This window comes from Pseudomonas sp. GW821-FHT07F01 (assembly GCF_059418825.1).
This window is the reverse complement of the sequence record NZ_JBWKQO010000008.1, coordinates 176,485-193,273: the sequence shown is the minus strand read 5'-3', so window position 1 is coordinate 193,273 and position 16,789 is coordinate 176,485. Positions and strand designations below refer to the sequence as shown.

At 64.6% G+C, this 16,789-nt stretch carries 17 protein-coding genes; 8 read left to right on the top strand and 9 right to left on the bottom strand.

Annotated features, from left to right (window positions below; all coding sequences use genetic code 11):
• Nucleotides 1-50: 50 nt before the first annotated feature.
• From AC07R1_RS27865 to AC07R1_RS27855, 3 genes are all read right to left on the bottom strand, one after another.
• A complete protein-coding gene (locus AC07R1_RS27865) occupies nucleotides 51-644 on the bottom strand; it encodes an HAD family hydrolase (protein WP_019093834.1) in 594 nt (197 codons plus the stop codon).
• Nucleotides 641-1,510 (bottom strand): acyl-CoA thioesterase II, encoded by an 870-nt coding sequence (gene tesB, locus AC07R1_RS27860; RefSeq protein WP_011063621.1) that lies wholly within the window; start codon nucleotides 1,508-1,510, stop codon nucleotides 641-643. Before tesB ends, AC07R1_RS27865 begins: the two co-directional genes overlap by 4 nt.
• Nucleotides 1,511-1,611: 101 nt before the next feature.
• Nucleotides 1,612-2,181 (bottom strand): GNAT family N-acetyltransferase, encoded by a 570-nt coding sequence (locus tag AC07R1_RS27855; protein WP_495111149.1) that lies wholly within the window; start codon nucleotides 2,179-2,181, stop codon nucleotides 1,612-1,614.
• A gap of 75 nt (nucleotides 2,182-2,256) precedes the next feature.
• On the opposite strand from AC07R1_RS27855, the gene AC07R1_RS27850 reads away from it, so the two are divergent.
• Nucleotides 2,257-3,177, top strand: a complete 921-nt coding sequence (locus tag AC07R1_RS27850) for a histone deacetylase family protein (RefSeq protein WP_495111148.1) — start codon at nucleotides 2,257-2,259, stop codon at nucleotides 3,175-3,177.
• Nucleotides 3,178-3,631: 454 nt separating this feature from the next.
• Entirely contained in the window at nucleotides 3,632-4,873 is a 1,242-nt protein-coding gene (locus AC07R1_RS27845; RefSeq protein ID WP_495111147.1) for a TIGR03862 family flavoprotein, read from the top strand.
• Nucleotides 4,874-4,950: 77 nt separating this feature from the next.
• On the opposite strand, the gene rhlE1 is transcribed toward AC07R1_RS27845, so the two are convergent.
• A complete protein-coding gene (gene rhlE1, locus AC07R1_RS27840) occupies nucleotides 4,951-6,285 on the bottom strand; it encodes an RNA helicase RhlE1 (RefSeq protein ID WP_011063626.1) in 1,335 nt (444 codons plus the stop codon).
• Nucleotides 6,286-6,500: 215 nt separating this feature from the next.
• On the opposite strand from rhlE1, the gene AC07R1_RS27835 reads away from it, so the two are divergent.
• Together AC07R1_RS27835 and AC07R1_RS27830 are read left to right on the top strand one after the other, a co-directional pair.
• A complete protein-coding gene (locus AC07R1_RS27835) occupies nucleotides 6,501-6,959 on the top strand; it encodes a hypothetical protein (protein WP_495111146.1) in 459 nt (152 codons plus the stop codon).
• Between the two features lie 77 nt (nucleotides 6,960-7,036).
• Nucleotides 7,037-8,086, top strand: coding sequence for an alpha/beta hydrolase family protein (locus AC07R1_RS27830; RefSeq protein ID WP_011063628.1), 1,050 nt, complete (start codon nucleotides 7,037-7,039; stop codon nucleotides 8,084-8,086).
• Here the strand turns inward: AC07R1_RS27830 and yedA are convergent, their stop codons facing one another.
• Nucleotides 8,087-8,995 (bottom strand): drug/metabolite exporter YedA, encoded by a 909-nt coding sequence (gene yedA / locus AC07R1_RS27825; RefSeq protein WP_220223324.1) that lies wholly within the window; start codon nucleotides 8,993-8,995, stop codon nucleotides 8,087-8,089.
• 161 nt (nucleotides 8,996-9,156) lie between these two features.
• Here yedA and AC07R1_RS27820 point away from each other — a divergent pair, with 161 nt between their 5' ends.
• A complete protein-coding gene (locus AC07R1_RS27820) occupies nucleotides 9,157-9,603 on the top strand; it encodes an Lrp/AsnC family transcriptional regulator (RefSeq protein WP_011063630.1) in 447 nt (148 codons plus the stop codon).
• A 10-nt stretch (nucleotides 9,604-9,613) separates the two neighbouring features.
• Here AC07R1_RS27820 and AC07R1_RS27815 read toward each other — a convergent pair whose 3' ends face one another.
• The 3 genes from AC07R1_RS27815 to AC07R1_RS27805 form a co-directional block, all read right to left on the bottom strand.
• Nucleotides 9,614-10,225 carry a 3'-5' exonuclease gene (locus AC07R1_RS27815; protein WP_495111145.1) on the bottom strand — a complete coding sequence of 204 codons (612 nt, stop codon included), beginning with the start codon at nucleotides 10,223-10,225 and terminating at the stop codon, nucleotides 9,614-9,616.
• A 27-nt stretch (nucleotides 10,226-10,252) separates the two neighbouring features.
• A complete protein-coding gene (locus AC07R1_RS27810; protein WP_011063632.1) occupies nucleotides 10,253-10,732 on the bottom strand; it encodes an NYN domain-containing protein in 480 nt (159 codons plus the stop codon).
• Nucleotides 10,733-10,868: 136 nt separating this feature from the next.
• Nucleotides 10,869-11,651, bottom strand: coding sequence for a DUF2076 domain-containing protein (locus AC07R1_RS27805; protein WP_495111144.1), 783 nt, complete (start codon nucleotides 11,649-11,651; stop codon nucleotides 10,869-10,871).
• A 181-nt stretch (nucleotides 11,652-11,832) separates the two neighbouring features.
• Here AC07R1_RS27805 and AC07R1_RS27800 point away from each other — a divergent pair, with 181 nt between their 5' ends.
• Both AC07R1_RS27800 and AC07R1_RS27795 read left to right on the top strand, forming a co-directional pair.
• Nucleotides 11,833-12,495, top strand: a complete 663-nt coding sequence (locus AC07R1_RS27800) for a YciC family protein (RefSeq protein ID WP_019093827.1) — start codon at nucleotides 11,833-11,835, stop codon at nucleotides 12,493-12,495.
• A gap of 88 nt (nucleotides 12,496-12,583) precedes the next feature.
• A complete protein-coding gene (locus AC07R1_RS27795; protein ID WP_093409724.1) occupies nucleotides 12,584-13,660 on the top strand; it encodes an endonuclease/exonuclease/phosphatase family protein in 1,077 nt (358 codons plus the stop codon).
• A 37-nt stretch (nucleotides 13,661-13,697) separates the two neighbouring features.
• Here AC07R1_RS27795 and hrpB read toward each other — a convergent pair whose 3' ends face one another.
• A complete protein-coding gene (gene hrpB, locus AC07R1_RS27790) occupies nucleotides 13,698-16,217 on the bottom strand; it encodes an ATP-dependent helicase HrpB (protein ID WP_495111143.1) in 2,520 nt (839 codons plus the stop codon).
• A gap of 130 nt (nucleotides 16,218-16,347) precedes the next feature.
• Between hrpB and pmcY the strand changes: the two genes are divergently transcribed.
• Entirely contained in the window at nucleotides 16,348-16,767 is a 420-nt protein-coding gene (gene pmcY, locus AC07R1_RS27785) for a periplasmic Zn2+ metallochaperone PmcY (RefSeq protein WP_011063637.1), read from the top strand.
• The last annotated feature ends 22 nt before the right edge of the window (nucleotides 16,768-16,789 follow it).

The following is a 16,789-nucleotide window of genomic DNA, read 5'->3' as shown; positions in this document are numbered from 1 at the left end:
CGCTTTCGCCGGCAAGGCTCCGACGGGAGCCTTGCCGGCGAACAGAGCCCTCAGGCCGACAGCAGGTCGCGCAACTGCGCACAATCCCGGGCATGCCAGTCGGTCAGCTCCGGCCAGGGGTTGTCCGGCAGGTTGACCAGCACCGTATGGGTCCCGGCGGCCCGCCCGCAGTCCAGGTCGAAGCGGTAGTCCCCCACCATGACCATCCGTGACGGCGAGATATCCCAGGCTTCGGCCAGCTTCAGCAAACCGCCCGGATGGGGCTTGGGCGGTGCTTCGTCGCGGCCCAGCACGTCGGCCTCGGCAAAGCAGTCCGCCAGGCCGATGGCCTCCAGGGTCACATGGGCCAGCTCCCGCGCATTGCGGGTGAGGATGCCCAGGCGATAACCGCGCCCGGCCAGTTCCCGCACCAGTTCCACCGCACCCGGCGCCGGGCGCGAACCCTGGGCCAGGTCGCGCTCGTGTTCCAGCAGCCAGGCATGCTTGGCCGCGGATTCGTCCGCCGGCAAGGCCGCCAGGTGTGTGAGGATGTCATCCTCGGCAGGAATCGACAGCGCCTCGCGGATCGCCGCGAAATCATGCACAGCGATGGTCAGGGTGCCGTCCATGTCGAACACCCAATGTTTTATCTCTGAAAGACTCATGCCCAATCCTTGCGATGGCGGATCAACCCTTCCTGAGTCACCGAGGCCACCAACTGCCCGGCACGGTTGAACACGCTGCCCCGGGAGAAGCCCCGGGAGTTTCCGGCCCAGGGGCTGTCCATGGCATACAGCAGCCAGTCGTCAGCGCGCAGGTCGGCGTGAAACCACAGAGCGTGGTCGAGGCTGGCGACCTGCATGTCCTTCTGCCACACCGACTTGCCGTGGGGCAGCATCGAGGTGGTCAGCAGGCCGAAGTCCGAAGCGTAGGCCAGCAGGTACTTGTGCAGCGCCGGGCTGTCGGCCAGGGCGCCGTCAGCGCGGAACCAGACGTACTTCACCGGATCCATGGGCTGCGGGTTATAGGGGTCCTTCTCGGTCACCGGGCGCACTTCGATGGGCTTGGGGCACAGCAGTTTCTCGCGCATGTGCTCGGGAATCAGGTGGGCGCGCTGGGTGGTGATCTCCAGCTCCGACGGCAGGTTTTCCGGCCCGACCACCTGGGGCATGCTGTTCTGGTGCTCGAAACCCTGTTCGTCGTACTGGAACGAGGCGCTGCAGGTGAAGATCGGATTGCCCTTCTGGATCGCCGTCACTCGCCGGGTGCTGAAGCTGCCGCCGTCGCGCACCCGGTCCACCTGGTAGACCACCGGCAGCGCGGCATCCCCGGGGCGCAGGAAATAGCCGTGCATGGAGTGCACATGGCGCGCCTCCTCCACCGTCTGACTGGCCGCGGACAACGACTGGCCGAGCACCTGGCCGCCAAACAGCTGGCGAAAACCGAGGTCCTGGCTGCGACCGCGAAACAGGTTTTCTTCGATGGCTTCCAGGGTCAACAGATCGACCAGATCATCCAGCACATGACTCATTCAGACTCTCCTCACACAGAGCAAAACCGCGCAATCTCGGCTGCGGCGGTCAAATCAATTGGGGTCGCACCTCATCGGCACATTCTAAACGTGCGCGCTTGCTATCCATGCAAGGTTTCCAACCATTGTTCGCGGGTAATGCGGTACAGCACATGCTCGCGCAGCGGGTGATCGCCAGCGAGGTTCGGGTGTTCGAAGTCATCCTCGACGGCGTGATGCATACCAATGGCCTGCATGACCTTCTGCGACGGCAGATTGGTCCGGGTCGTGAACGCCACCACCTCCTCCAGCGCCAGACGATCGAAAGCGCAGCGCAGGGCGGTCCAGGCGGCCTCACTGGCGTAACCCAGGCCCCAGTGCTCACGAGCCAGGCGCCAGGCGATTTCCACTGCCGGGGTGAACGACGCCTCGAAACCGACGACGCCCAGTCCGGTAAAACCGATGAACGCACCAGTGTCCTTACGCTCCAGGGCCCAGACCCCGAAGCCGTGCTCGGCAAAATGCCCGCGTATCCGCCCGATCAGCGCGGCACTTTCCAGACGACTCAAGGGCGCGGGAAAGTAGCGCATGACCTGTGGATCGGCACACATTGCCGCGAATTCCGGCAAATCATCGTCGCGCCATTGACGCAGCAGCAGGCGCGCGCTTTCGAGTTGCAGTATCGGCTCCATCAGTGCCCTCCGTTTCCGTGGGTGCAAGTCTACATCGCTGGTAGGATCCTTCACGGGTTCCTCTAAGAAAATGCCATGCCATTGCCATTGATCTATCACGACGACTACAGCCCCGAGTTCCCGGCGGAGCACCGCTTTCCCATGGACAAGTTCCGCCTGCTGCGCGATCACCTGGTGGCCAGCGGCCTGACCCGCGACGCCGACCTGCTGCGCCCCGAGCTGTGCCCGGCAGAAATCCTCGCCCTGGCCCACGACCCGGCCTATATCGAACGCTACATGAGCGGCGAGTTGTCCCGGGAGGACCAGCGGCGCCTTGGCCTGCCCTGGAGCGAAGCCTTGGCCCGGCGCACGGTGCGTGCGGTCGGCGGCTCCTTGCTGGCCGCCGAACAGGCACTGGAACATGGCCTGGCCTGCCACCTGGCCGGCGGCACCCACCACGCCCACTATGACTACCCGGCGGGGTTCTGCATCTTCAACGACCTCGCGGTGATCAGCCATTACCTGCTGGAAAGCGGGCGCGTGGGCCGGGTGCTGATATTCGACTGCGATGTGCACCAGGGCGATGGCACCGCGCGGATCCTGCAACATACCGCCGACGCGGTGACCGTCTCGTTGCACTGTGAAAAGAACTTCCCCGCGCGCAAGGCCCAAAGCGACTGGGATATCCCGCTGCCCATGGGCATGGGCGACACCGACTACCTTAACGTGGTGGACGACACCCTCAACTACCTGCTGCCCCTGTACCAGCCGGACCTGGTGTTGTACGACGCTGGGGTCGACGTGCATCAGGACGACGCCCTGGGCTACCTCAAACTCACCGATGCCGGCGTGGCCGAACGCGACGAACGGGTCATGCGCCACTGCCTGGGCCGCGACATCCCGGTGGTCGGCGTGATCGGCGGCGGCTACAGCAAGGACCGCCAGGCCCTGGCCCGGCGCCACGGCATTCTTCACCACAGTGCCCAGAAGGTCTGGGAATCGTCAGGGTGCTACTGACATCCGCAGGCCTTACCCACATCCACTGTGGAACCGCTTGTGGATAAGCTGGGAGAAAGCCTCTGCAGCCCTTGTCCCACGGGGCCTCAAGGCCATCGCCTGTTTTTTGATCAGTGACATCAGACGGTCATACAGTTGTGAGCGGCTTACCCCCAATCCCTGTGGAACCGCCTGTGGATAACCTGCGTGAAACACGCTACAGCTCGCTATCGGCGTGACTTGCAGCGTGGCGCCTGTTTTTTGATCAGGCGCAGCAGGCCTCCGGCGACGCCGTAGCGCTTACCCCCAATCCCTGTGGAGCCGCCTGTGGACAACCTGCGCGAAAGTCACGCCAGCCCACGGGACACAAGGCCCGCAGCCCGCTGCCTAGTTTTTGACCAGGCATCATCGCCCCAGCACGCCCCCTGCACCTCGGGTAGAATGCCCGGCCTATTTCCTCAGCCCCGCCTCTGCCATGACTGCATCGCACTCTTCCACGCCCCACCACGTCGCGATTATCGGCGGCGGCCCCGCCGGCCTGATGGCCGCCGAGGTACTGAGCCAGGCCGGGGTTCAGGTCGACTTGTACGACGGCATGCCATCGGTGGGCCGAAAATTCCTCCTGGCCGGGGTGGGTGGCATGAATATCACCCACTCCGAAGCCTATCCGGCCTTCCTCTCGCGCTACGCCGAGCGTGCGCCGCAAATCGCCCCGCTGCTGCGCGAGTTCGGCGCCGAGGCACTCTGCCAATGGATTCATGAGCTGGGTATCCAGACGTTTGTCGGCAGCTCCGGCCGGGTGTTTCCTACCGACATGAAGGCTGCGCCGCTGCTGCGCGCCTGGCTCAAGCGCCTGCGCGATGCCGGAGTCGTTATCCACACCCGGCACCGCTGGCTGGGCTGGAATGCCGACGGCAGCCTGCGCATCCGGCATGCCGAGGGTGAAAGTGCGGTACGGGCGGATGGGGTCCTGCTGGCATTGGGCGGCGGCAGTTGGGCACGACTGGGTTCCGACGGGGCTTGGCTGCCTCTGCTGGAACAGCGCGGTGTGCAGCTTGCGCCCTTGCAACCGAGCAATTGCGGTTTTGAGGTCAGCGCCTGGAGCGAGCTGCTGCGCAGCAAATTCGCCGGCGCGCCGCTGAAGAACGTGGCCATCGGCCTGAATGACGATGTGCCTCGGCTGGGTGAATGCGTGATCACCGCCAGCGGCATCGAGGGCAGCCTGATCTATGCACTGTCGGCGCCGATTCGCGAATCCATCAACCGGCACGGGCAGGCGACGGTCCATATCGACCTGTTACCGAACAAGCCCCAGGACAAGGTCCAGGCCGCCCTTTCCAAGCCACGCGGCTCGCGGTCCATGGCCAAGCACTTGCAGAGCCAGTTGGGGATCGAGGGGGTAAAGGCGGCGTTGCTGCGAGAACTGACACCCGCCCCGGCCTTCAATGACCCGGCGCTCTTGGCGGCAGCCATCAAGGCCCTGCCCCTGACGCTGATCAAGCCTCGCCCACTGGACGAAGCCATCAGCAGCGCCGGCGGCGTAATGTTTGAAGCCCTGGACGACGACCTGATGCTTCGGCAGTTGCCTGGAGTGTTTTGCGCAGGGGAAATGCTCGACTGGGAAGCGCCGACCGGCGGCTACCTGCTGACCGCCTGCTTTGCCAGCGGGCGCCAGGCGGGGCTGGGGATGCTGAAGTGGTTGCGGCGCCAGCCATAAACAGCTTCGCCGGCAAGTCGGCACCTACGCAAGGGTAGGAGCCGGCTTGCCGGCGAAGGGCCCGGCGCGATGTCAGATCAAGGCTTGCGCTTGCGCGGCCCGGTGTTGAAAGCCGGCACCTTGCGCACCGGTTTCACCGCCGGAGCTTCGGCCACTTCGCCACTGTCCACCCACTTGCCCAGGTTGCGCTTGCCGCCACCGCCGGAGGTTTTCGGCTTCTTGGGCTTCTTCGGCTTTTTCACCACCTGGCCACTGGCGTCGGTTTCCGGCACCCGGTGCTCGGGTTCGAAATCCTGTTCCTCATGGCGCTTGAGGGTCTGGCGGGTGAGCATCTCGATCGCAGAGAGCAGGTTCACCTCGTCGGCGCACACCAGGGAAATCGCCTCGCCGGTGGAACCGGCACGGCCGGTACGCCCGATGCGGTGGATGTAGTCCTCGGCCACGATCGGCAGGTCGAAGTTGACCACCAGCGGCAGGTCTTCGATGTCCAGGCCGCGGGCCGCCACATCGGTGGCCACCAGGATCTGGATCTCACTGGCCTTGAACCGGTCCAGGGCGCGCTGACGCGTGGCCTGTGGCTTGTCGCCATGGATGCCGTCGGCATTCACGCCCTGGCCCTGGAGTTTCTCCACCAGCGCATCCACACCGTTGCGGGTCTTGGCGAACACCAGCACCTGCTTCCAGCGATTCTTGCGCAGCAGGTGGCTGAACAGCTCCGGCTTGCGCTTCTTGTCCACCGGCACCACCCATTGCTTGACCGTATTGGCAGCCACGTTGCGCGGGCTGACCTCGATGCTCAGCGGATCGTTGAGCATCTGTCCGGCCAACTGGCGGATGGCGTCGGAGAAGGTGGCGGAGAACAACAGGGTCTGGCGTTTCTTCGGCAGGGCCGCGTAGATGCTCTTGAGCTCTTCGGAGAAACCCAGGTCGAGCATGCGATCGGCCTCATCCAGCACCAGGGTCTGCAACTGGCTGAACTTCACCGCATTCTGACGGAACAGGTCCAGCAGACGCCCCGGAGTCGCCACCAGCAAGTCCACGCCTTTGCGCAGCTTCATCATTTGCGGGTTGATGCTGACCCCGCCGTACACCGCATAGGTGCGCAGCGGCAGGTGTTCGGCGTACTGGCGCACGCTTTCGTGGACCTGCTCGGCCAGTTCCCGGGTCGGCACCAGGATCAGCGCGCGTACCGAGTTGCTATCGACTTTCGGCCCTTCCAGGGTCAGCAACTGCAACAGCGGCAGAGCGAAACCGGCGGTCTTGCCGGTGCCGGTCTGGGCCGCGGCCATCAGGTCACGCCCGCCCAGCACTGCCGGAATGGCTTGCGCCTGCACCGGGGTCGGGGTCTGGTAGCCGAGGGTTTCGAGGGCGCGCAGCAGGGGTTCGATCAGGCCAAGAGTGGCGAATGTCATGGGGGTACCGTAGGAAAAAGTCAGCACAGGGACGCAATGGGCGGCAGTTTACCCTAATTCAGGGGCTCGCTCCCGGGCCGCCCCAGGCCTGCCAAGCCCGCCCCGGTGAGTGTATGCTCGCCCCACTGTTTGCCACGGGTCGCGCACAAGGGCAGCGCAACACCCGAGCTGGCACTCAACCGCCCCTTTGCCCTTCCCAAGGAGCCTCACCGCGCATGGACAACCAAAACCCCTTCCAGACCCCTGCCGCCGAACTCCTGGCCAGCAAGCCAACCGATCAGAGCCTGTGCCTCTACAGCGTGGCGGCCATTGGCCTGAGCACCTTCATTGGCACCTCCGTGGCCGGCGCCTATTTCATCAGCCAGAACCTCAAGGCCATGGGCCGCGAGAGCGAAGTGAACAAAGTCTGGGCCATGGGCATCGGCCTTTTCATTGCCATGAGCGTGGCAGGCTTTTTTCTTCCGGAAAGTATCCCTGCGGTGGTGTTCATCCTGCCGCCGATCTACGGGATGAACGCCTACGCACGCCAACTGTTCGGCCCCCAGGTGATAGAGCACAAGGCCGGCAACGGGCGCTTCTTCTCGCTATGGCGAGTGGCGGGAATCAGCCTGCTGTTTTCCCTGGCCCTGGCGGCAGTGTTATTCGCCCTCGTCCTGCTGAGCGGGTTCGAGTAAGGCCCCCTGGCGGCCCTTTCGGCCGCCACAAGCCCCCACCGGGCAGCCTCTTGCGGCCTGGCTCAATGGAGTGAGCGATGCGCAATCTTGTCCTGTACACCTCAATGCTAGTGGGGCTTTGCCTGCCACACGCCTATGCAGCTGAATCCATCGGCTTTCGTGAAATCCAGCTAGGGGATTCCAGCCACAACCGTGAGCTGCATGTCGTCCTCTGGTACCCCACCGAGGACGGGGCAACACCTGCCACCTCCTCGGAAAATCCGGTTTTCCAGGGGGTGCCGGCGATCAAGGATGCCCACCCCACCGCCCGCGCCCATCCATTGGTGGTGCTGTCCCATGGCTATGGCGGCAACTGGCGCAACCTCAGTTGGCTGGTACCGTCATTGGTCAGCCAGGGCTATATCGTGGCGGCACCTGATCATCCGGGCACCAGCACCTTCGACAAGCGCCCGGTGCAAGCCGCAAGGCTCTGGGATCGGCCGCGGGACCTGAGCCGGGTCATCGACGCCCTCAGCGCTGACCAGTCCCTGGCAGGCGCGGTCGACCCGCAGCGCATCGCCGCCATCGGCCATTCGCTGGGCGGCTGGACGGTCACCGCATTGGCCGGCGCCCGCTATAGCCCGCAACGCTTCCTTGAGGAATGTCGGCTGCATCCCAACCCGCGTCTGTGCGGGCTGGCTCCGGAGCTGGGGATTGCACCGCAAAACCAAGGCTCTCTGGGCACCGACCTGCGGGATCCGCGAGTCAAGGCGGTCGTCTCCCTGGACCCGGGGCTGGTCCGTGGGTTCACCCCGCAAAGCTTGTCAGCGGTGCAGACGCCAACCCTGATCCTGGGAGCAGGAGTCGATATTGCCAGCATGCCGGTGGAGCAGGAGTCGGGCTACCTGGAAACCCACCTGCCGTCGGCCACCTCCAGCCTGCTGGTGATCGCCGATGCCAGCCATTTCAGCTTCATGCAAATCTGCAAGCCAGGCGCCACGGCCCTGCTCCGGGAAGAGAACCCCGAGGATGAAATCATCTGCCGGGACGGCGGCCAGCGCAGCCGCGAAGCGATTCACCAGCAAGCTAGCCAGGTCATCGGCGACTTTCTCCAACGGAGCCTGGCCGGCCTACCACCGGGACAGTGATCAGGCCGCCTCTTCCTGGGCCGCGGCCTTGGGCTTGCGCCATTGGGGCAGGCCGATCAGCACTACGGCACTGATGATCACCAGCATGGCCATGGCCTCCTCGATGCCAATGGTTTCGCCGACGAAGACGATGCCCAGCAGCACCGCCACCGCCGGGTTGACATAGGCGTAGCTGGTGGCTGCGGCTGGGCGCACGTGCTTGAGCAGGTACATGTAGGCGTTGAAGGCGATGATCGAACCGAAACCGGCCAGGTAGGCCAGGGCCAGCCAGCCTTCCATCGGAGGCAAGGTGTCCAGATGCTCACCGCTCAGGGCACTGCCGATCATCAGCACCACGCCACCGACAAGCATTTCCGCGGCACTAGCCATGGCGCCCTGGGGCAGCGGCAGATGCTTGCTCCATACCGAGCCGAAGGCCCAGGCCGCCGCAGCGAACAGCAGCAAGGCGGCGCCCATCGGGCTCGACTGCAGGTTGGACCCCAGGTTGAGCATGCCGATGCCAATCATCCCGAGGATGATCCCGGCCCACTCCAGGCGCGTGTTGCGTGCACCCCAGAAATACCCGCAGAGCAAGGTGAACAAAGGCACCGTGGCCACCGCCAGCGCCGCGACGCCGGAGGTCACCCCGGAGTGTTCGGCCAGCGTTACCGCGCCATTGCCACAGCTCAACAGCAGCACACCGATGATCCCTGCGGCCTTCCATTGCGCCCAGGTCGGCGCCGGTACTCCGCGCCAGCGCAGAAAGGCGTACATCAGGCTACCGGCGATGATGAAGCGAATGCCGCCGAGCATCAGTGGCGGCCAGTATTCGACACCGATGCGAATCACCAGGTACGTCGAGCCCCAGATTACATAGAGGGCAAAAAAGGCGGCGATCAATGGCAGCGGAAAACGGCTTTGGCCAGGCATGGGAGGCGGCTCTGAGGCAGGCAGGGGGAGGTCTATTCTAGAAACTCGGCCCAGGGAACTTAAGTTACAAAACCTGTTTATAACGCCCGTACACTTTCCAAAAGATGGAGATAAGGGCTATATACCGTGCTTTCGAAAGCTGGATAGATCGAGAGCCTTCCATGGACAAGTACGACCGCATGCTCCTGGCCAGCCTGCTGGAAAATGGCCGGGCGAGTTACGCCGAGCTGGCACGCAAGGTGAATCTCTCGGCACCGGCGGTGGCCGAACGCGTGGCCAAGCTGGAGGCCAGCGGAGTGATCACCGGCTACCAGGCCAAAGTCGACATGGCCAAGGTCGGCTTGCCGATCCAGTGCGTGATCGAACTGCGCCTGGCCCAGCACGGCAACCAGAAGGCCTATGACGAACTGATCAAGATTCCCCAGCTCACCGAGTGCCACCGGGTCACCGGCGACCCTTGCGTGATCATGCAGGCCGCAGTGGGATCGATGCCGGAGCTGGAGGAGTTGATCAACCGCGTGGCCCAGTTCGGTTTCAGCAAGACCTCCATCGTGCTCTCCAGCGCCATTGAACGGCGCGTGCCCCTGGGGCAACTGGAAAGCAAATGAACCTCGGGGCTCAGAACCCGCAGTGGCGCTTGAGGTGTTCTGGGACTTTGGCCGCGGGAACCTTCTGCAGTTTGCACAGGAAGTCATGGGACAGCTCGCGCAGGCCATGCTTGTGCCTCAGTTCGCCGGCCAGGTGGGCCACCAGGTTGGCTGCCATTTCCGCATCGGCCATGGCCCGGTGAGCCTGGCCGGTGTGCGGCAGGCCGGCGAATGAAGTCAGGGTGCCCAGCTTGTGATTAGGAGCCGCCGGCATCAGGCGCCGCGCCAGCAGCAGCGAACAGGCGAAGTTCTGCAGGCGGGTGCGCTTGATCCGGCCCAGCTCGAAATCCCAGAACTTCTGGTCGAAGGCCGCGTTGTGCGCCAGCAACGGCGTGATGCCGACGAACTCGTTGACCTCGTTCATCACCTGCTCTGCCGGGGGTGCGCTGCGCAACATGGCATTGCTGATGCCGGTCAGTTGCTCAATAAAGGCCGGCACCCGCACGCCGGCATTCATCAGGCTCTGGTAACGCTCGACGATGCGCCCCTGCTCAAGGATCACCACGGCGATTTCCGTGGCCCGGCAACTGCTGCTCGGGGAGATCCCGGTGGTTTCAAAGTCGATGACGGCAATGCGTTCCAAACCTGTCCTGCTCCGTATGAAAATTGATCAGCTTTTAAGCAGCAAGGCGCCTTCGATCGGCACATAGCGCGTAGCCGCGCGAATCAGCGAATTGGCGGTCAGCCCCGGCACGCCATAGGCCACCGCGCTGACCCCGTGCTTGTGGATGATGCGCTCCAGCAGCAGGTCGAAATCACCGTCGCCGGAAGCCAGCACCACTTCGTCGACATGGGCCGCAGCGTCCATGATGTCGATGGTGATGCCCACGTCCCAGTCGCCCTTGGCCGAGCCGTCGCTGCGCTGGATGTATGGCTTGAGTTTGACCGTGAAGCCCAGGTTGCGCAGGATCTGCTGGAACTGCTGTTGCTTGCTGTCACCACGGTCGATGGCATAGGCATAGGCTTCGACTATCTGCCCTTGCTTGCTGATATCCGCCCACAGCGCCGCATAGTTGAAGTGGCAACCATAGGCCTGACGAACGGTGTAGTAGAGGTTCTGGACATCGGCGAACACAGCGATTTTCTTCACCGCTAATCCTCATGGCGCAGCAGCGCAAGGGCTGGATCGGGCCTCGGGCCCCGAAAAGTCGCCCAGTATGCCAGTCGCAGGGATTGTTCCGCGAATAATCGGTCCGGGGCAGGTGTTTGCCCCGGACCGACGCAGGTCAGACGAAGGAGTCGTCGTCGGAGAAGAACGAGCTGTCGTCGTTGTCGTAGTCGGCGTTGCTGAAGCCACCCTGGTCGTTGTTGCCCCAGGAGTCGTTGTTGGCCAGGCGCTGGTCGTCATTGCCCCAGCCGCTGTTGTCGCTGGCCGGCGCCGGTTCTTCCTTAATGACTTCGACGATTTCCTGGGGCTGCTGGTTGTTGTGGAACAGGCTGCTGATGCCCTGGGCCAGCATGACCCCGCCCGCAACGCCGGCGGCAGTTTTCAAGGCGCCGCCCAGGAAACTGCTACCCGCCGCCGGTGCCTGCTGCGGTGCATAGTTCTGTGGCGGTGCGGCGTAATTCTGCTGCGGCGCACCGAAGTTCTGTTGCGCGGGGGCGCCAAAGGAAGAACGCGCCGGTTCACGCCAGCCACCACCGGACGACGGTGGCGGCGCGCTCTGGCTCGGTGCCGGCTGTGGCTCGCGGGAACCGCCGAAGATGCTCGACAGGAAACCGCCACTGGCCGCCGGTGCCGGAGCACTGGCCTGGGCCCGGGCCTGTTGCAGCTCAGCCTGCAATTGCTGGACTTGCTGGGTCAGTTGCTGGTTCTGCTCGTTGAGGCTCTTGAGTGCGGCCTCCTGCACCAGGATCGCCTGGGTCATGAAATACCCGGCCGCAGGCTGGCGGGTCAGATGCTCCTTGATCCGCGCCTCTGCCTGGGCGTCGCGCGGGGCTGAATCCGTTTCGGCTTGCTGCAACCGTGAAAACAGTCCATCGATCAGGGTTTGCTCTTGGTTGTTCATGGCGACCTCTTTAGATTGCCGGTAGAAATCTGGTCCGCCACTCGGACAGAGCGGTGGTACGCACCAGTTATGGGGCTGGTGCGACGACTTTCAATGGTCTTTACCCAAGGTTTACGTTTGCTCGGGCGGGGCCTGCATCGGTTAAAGTGTGCAACCGCTTCTTCAACTGCGATCTCATCGAATGAATCCGTTAGATGTACTGCGTGACTCTCTGTATTTCTTCCAGCGCAACCTCGGGCAGATCGCCCAGCTGTGCCTGCCGCTGGTGATTCTCGAAGCCTTGCTGCAACAAGGGGTCAACAGCGCCCTGGGCCCCGATACCTTCCCGGGCTACAGCGTGGTGGTGGGCCTTCTGGTGTATCCGTTGTACACCGGTGCGCTGATCCTGTTTCTCGACGCCCGCACCCGGGGCGAGTCGCCGCGTACCCGGGACCTGCTGGCCATGGCCCTGACCCTGTGGCCGCGTTTTGCCCTGCTGACGGCGGTCAGCACCCTGCTGATCCTGCTGGGGTTGTCGCTGTATTTCCTGCCGGGGCTGTGGCTGATGGTGGTACTGGCTTTCGCCGAGTACCTGCTGGTGCTCAAGGGCATGGCGCCGCTGGCGGCCATCAGTGAAAGTTTCCGCCTCAGCCGTGGGCACTTCCTGCGGATCCTGGTGTGCATCCTGGCAGTAATGACCCCGCTGTGGCTGCTCAAGGGTGCCAGTGAAGCGGCCTATTCCGAACCGCTGAACCCGCTGCTGTCCCTGGCCATCGATAGCGCCTACAGCTTCCTGCAGCTGTTCACCAGCGTGGTGCTGTTCCGCCTGTTCATGCTGATCAGCGAGCAGCCGGACAAGCGCTGAATCCTCCCCCGGCCGCTCTGCCCCTTGGGTGACGGCCGTGCTCTCGGTTATGCTCCGGGGCCATCCTGCAACGCCATAAGCCGAGCCGATGATCCGTCTACTTCGCATCACCCTTTTGAGCCTGTTGTTGATCGGTCTGGTGCTGGCCGGGCTGGTCTACAGCCTGACCTGGCGCCCGGAAGCCAAGGAAAGCCTCGCTGTCAGTTGCAGCGCCCAGGCCGCGCCGCTGGTGCCGGGCCAGGCCCTGAAAGTGATGACCTGGAACCTGCAGTACCTGGCGGGCAAGCGCTATGTGTTCTGGAACGACCAGGCACAGGGCGAGGACGAGCAGCCGACCCTGGAGGACATGGCCTTCAGCCTCGACGAAGTGGCTCGCGTGATCCGCGACGAACAACCGGACCTGGTGCTGCTGCAGGAAGTGGACAACGGCGCCAAGGCCAGCGCCTACCAGGACCAGCTCAAACTCCTGCAGGAACGCCTCACCGATCTCTACCCCTGCAGCACCCAGGCGTACGACTGGAAAGCCGATTTCGTACCATCGCCGCATATTTTCGGCAGCGTCGGCCGACAACTGGCCACCCTCAGCCGCTATCGCATCGATCACGCCGAACGCCTGCAACTGCCCACAGCCGAACACGGCTTCATCGGCCGGCAGTTCCAGCCCAGGGAGGCCCTGCTGCTGAGCTACCTGCCCCTGAACGACGGCGGCCAGGTGGCGGTGCTCAATACCCATCTGGAACGTGCTCGCACGCCTGGCCAGACGCAATCAAGGCAGGTCGCAGCCATTGGTAAAGTCCTGGATAGACTCGAAGGCCGCGGCACGCCGTGGCTGATTGGCGGGGATTTCAACCTGTTGCCCCTGGGCCAGTACCAGCGACTGAGCGACGTGCAACGGGCGCCCTACAGTGCCGACAGCCCGCTGCACCTGCTGTGGGACAAATACCCGATGATCCCCAGCAACACCCAGGCCAGCGGCGTCGACCGCGCGCATTGGCTGACCCACTACCCCAACGACCCGAGCCTCGACGGCCCGGATCGCACGGTGGACTACCTGTTCTACAGCCCGCGGCTCAAGCGAGTCGAATCCCGGGTGCGCCAGGACGACACCTTGCGCATCTCCGACCACCTGCCGGTGCTGGCCCGGTTCCTCTTGCCGGCGCAATAAACCCCAGAGCGGCTACAGGGCAGCACGGGAGTTCGGGTTATTTGCGCGGTTTGACCCGCGCCGTGGCTTCGGCGATCAGCGGGTCATCCGGCCAGTAGTGCTTGGGGTAACGGCCCTTGAGGTCCTTTTTCACCTCGGCGTAGGTGCTGCGCCAGAAGTTCGCCAGATCCTGGGTGACCTGTACCGGACGTCGTGCCGGAGACAGCAGGTGCAACTTGACCACCTGGCGGCCACCGGCAATGCGCGGTGTTTGCGCCAGGCCGAACAGCTCCTGCAGGCGTACCGCCAGGATGGGTGGATGCTCGCTGTAGTCCAGGCGAATCGACGACCCGGAAGGCACCGTCAGGTGATGGGGGGCCAGCTCATCCAGGCGCTGAGGCAGTGGCCAGGGCAGCAGGTTGTGGATAATTCCGGCCAGTTCCAGGTTGGCGAAGTGGCTGAGCCGCGAGACCTTGCCCAGGTAGGGCTGCAACCACTGCTCCAGCCCCTTGAGCAAGGCCCCGTCACTGACATCCGGCCATTGGCTGGCGCCCGTGGCCTCCAGGTCCAGCTGGCGCAGCAACGCTACCCGGGCCTGCCACTGGCGCAGCTCCGGGGTCCAGGGCAGCAGCTCCAGGCCTTTGCGCCGGACCAGATTGACCAGGGCCTGAGTGCGGGCGGACTCATCCAGCCCGCTTAGCGGTTCGCGACTGAGCACCAGTTCACCGACCTTGCGCTGGCGTTCGGCCCGCAACACGCCTTCGCGTTCGTCCCAATCCAGCTGATCGACTTGCCGCACCTGCTCCGCCAGTACCGAATCGAACAACACCGGATCGAAATCCGCCGCCAGGTAGATGCGCTCCTCGCGCTGCCCCTGGCGGCTGCCCAGGTCGGCGATCACCAGCCAGGGTTGCTTCATCAGGCTGTCAGTTTCGCTGAACAGCGCCGCGCGACCGTTGGCCAGGCGGTATTCGGCACCGCCGGGGCGCCGCTGCTGGGCCACCCGATCGGGATAGGCCAGGGCCAACAGGACGCCGAGCCAGCGCGGGTGCTCGGGGTCGGCCACCGCAGCCTCGGGCTGCCCGCGCAGATAGCCCCGGTACTGGCGCGCCAGTTGTCGGGCACGCTGCACCCCGCCCTGGGCTCCGCGAGCGGCACGCTCTTCCCCGCCAAGCAGCACCAGGCGGCTGTGCAGGTCGGCGCCGGCGCCGCGCAGGATATCCCGCTCCCCCAGCAGCGCCGCGACATCGCAAGCCATCGGCGCCAACCCCAGGGACTGGCCGCGCAGCAGCAGATGGGCGATGCGCGGGTGAGCCGGCAACTCGGCCATGGCCTGGCCGTGGCGGGTCAGGCTGCCATCGTCATTCAACGCCCCCAGGCGCACCAGCAAGTCCTGGGCCTGGGCATAAGCGGCACTGGGGGGAGCGTCCAGCCATACCAGTTGATTTGGCGTCACGCCCCAGCGCGCCAGTTGCAGGGCCAGTCCGGCCAGGTCCGCCTGGAGGATTTCCGCACTGGCATAGGCGGCCAGTTGCTCCTGTTGATCGGCCGACCACAAGCGGTAGCACACGCCGGGCTCCAGACGCCCGGCACGCCCGGCGCGCTGGGTGGCGCTGGCCCGGGAGATACGCTGGGTATCGAGGCGGGTCATGCCGCTGCCGGGATCGAAACGCGGCACCCGCGCCAGCCCGGCATCCACCACCACCCGCACGCCATTGATGGTCAGGCTGGTTTCGGCAATATTGGTGGCCAGCACCACTTTGCGCTTGCCCGACGGCGCCGGGTCGATAGCTGCGCGCTGGGCTGCCAGGTCCAGCTCGCCATGCAACGGGCAGAGCAGGATCTCACTGCGCTCGCCCAGGGCTTCGGCCAACTGCTGGTGCACCCGGCGGATCTCCGCCTGGCCGGGGAGGAACACCAGCAGGCTGCCGCTTTCATCGTTGAGGGCCTCGAGCACGGTCTGCACCACCCTTGGCTCGATGAATTCACCGGGCTGGAAGGGTCGGCCCCAGCGCTGGGTCACCGGGTACATGCGCCCTTCACTGCGCAGGATCGGCGCATCGCCGAGCAGGGTCGACAGGCGCTCGCCTTCCAGCGTCGCCGACATCAGCAGGATCTTCAGTGGCTGCTCGTCACGAAACAGCTCGCGGCCATTGAGGCTCAGGGCCAGCGCCAGATCGGCGTCCAGGCTGCGTTCGTGGAATTCATCGAAGATCAGCAGGCCGACGCCTTCCAGGGCCGGGTCATCCTGCAGGCGCCGGGTGAGGATGCCTTCGGTGACCACCTCGATGCGGGTACGCGGGCCGACCTTGCTGTCCAGGCGGATGCGATAACCCACGGTCTCGCCGACTTTCTCTCCCAGCTCGCTGGCCAGGCGCTCGGCGGCGGCCCGGGCGGCCAGGCGCCGGGGTTCGAGCATGAGGATGGTCTGTCCGGCCAGCCAATCCTGGTCCAGGAGCGCCAGGGGCACGCGGGTCGTCTTGCCGGCACCGGGCGGGGCTTCGAGCACCGCTTCATGGCGTGTCGCCAGGGCGGTACGCAGTGCAGGCAAAACTTCATCAATTGGCAAAGAATTCATGCTGGCTCCAAAACAGAGGCGCGAGTATAACGGCGAACTGCCTGGGGTTAATCATGGTCTGAGTGCTGATCGACAAGACTCAACACCCCGCTTCATCCCTCGTTGCTTTCGTGCTTGCTAGGAGATTTCCATGCGTATTTCCCACCGTGTCATCGGCGGCGTTCTGGTGGCCACCCTGCTGACCCAACTCACCGCCTGCGGCTCGATCTTCTTCCCCGACCGGCGCGGCCAGATCGACGGCAAGATCGATCCCCTGGTGGCTGTGCTGGATGCCGTTGGCCTGCTGTTCTACGTGATCCCAGGGCTGATCGCCTTCGGCGTCGACTTCGCCACCGGGGCCATCTACCTGGAGCCGGGCAAGACCGCGCAGATCGCGCCGGAAAAACTGCAACAGGCCATCGGCGCCGACGGTAAAGTCGACAACCGCAAGCTGCAGGCCATCCTGGAAAGCGAACTGGGGGGCAGTTTCCCCCTGGATGACCCACGCCTCATCCAGCACAAGGGCAGCGTGCAGCAACTGGCGCTGTACGGCCTGCAACCTGCTGCCTGATCACTTTTACCCAGGAACCCGC

Bases quoted from the DNA above. Each gene is read 5' to 3' on its own strand.
- AC07R1_RS27865 (WP_019093834.1), bottom strand. From the start codon at position 644: ATGAGTCTTTCAGAGATAAAACATTGGGTGTTCGACATGGACGGCACC.
- tesB (WP_011063621.1), bottom strand. From the start codon at position 1,510: ATGAGTCATGTGCTGGATGATCTGGTCGATCTGTTGACCCTGGAAGCC.
- AC07R1_RS27855 (WP_495111149.1), bottom strand. From the start codon at position 2,181: ATGGAGCCGATACTGCAACTCGAAAGCGCGCGCCTGCTGCTGCGTCAA.
- AC07R1_RS27850 (WP_495111148.1), top strand. From the start codon at position 2,257: ATGCCATTGCCATTGATCTATCACGACGACTACAGCCCCGAGTTCCCG.
- AC07R1_RS27845 (WP_495111147.1), top strand. From the start codon at position 3,632: ATGACTGCATCGCACTCTTCCACGCCCCACCACGTCGCGATTATCGGC.
- rhlE1 (WP_011063626.1), bottom strand. From the start codon at position 6,285: ATGACATTCGCCACTCTTGGCCTGATCGAACCCCTGCTGCGCGCCCTC.
- AC07R1_RS27835 (WP_495111146.1), top strand. From the start codon at position 6,501: ATGGACAACCAAAACCCCTTCCAGACCCCTGCCGCCGAACTCCTGGCC.
- AC07R1_RS27830 (WP_011063628.1), top strand. From the start codon at position 7,037: ATGCGCAATCTTGTCCTGTACACCTCAATGCTAGTGGGGCTTTGCCTG.
- yedA (WP_220223324.1), bottom strand. From the start codon at position 8,995: ATGCCTGGCCAAAGCCGTTTTCCGCTGCCATTGATCGCCGCCTTTTTT.
- AC07R1_RS27820 (WP_011063630.1), top strand. From the start codon at position 9,157: ATGGACAAGTACGACCGCATGCTCCTGGCCAGCCTGCTGGAAAATGGC.
- AC07R1_RS27805 (WP_495111144.1), bottom strand. From the start codon at position 11,651: ATGAACAACCAAGAGCAAACCCTGATCGATGGACTGTTTTCACGGTTG.
- AC07R1_RS27800 (WP_019093827.1), top strand. From the start codon at position 11,833: ATGAATCCGTTAGATGTACTGCGTGACTCTCTGTATTTCTTCCAGCGC.
- AC07R1_RS27795 (WP_093409724.1), top strand. From the start codon at position 12,584: ATGATCCGTCTACTTCGCATCACCCTTTTGAGCCTGTTGTTGATCGGT.
- hrpB (WP_495111143.1), bottom strand. From the start codon at position 16,217: ATGAATTCTTTGCCAATTGATGAAGTTTTGCCTGCACTGCGTACCGCC.
- pmcY (WP_011063637.1), top strand. From the start codon at position 16,348: ATGCGTATTTCCCACCGTGTCATCGGCGGCGTTCTGGTGGCCACCCTG.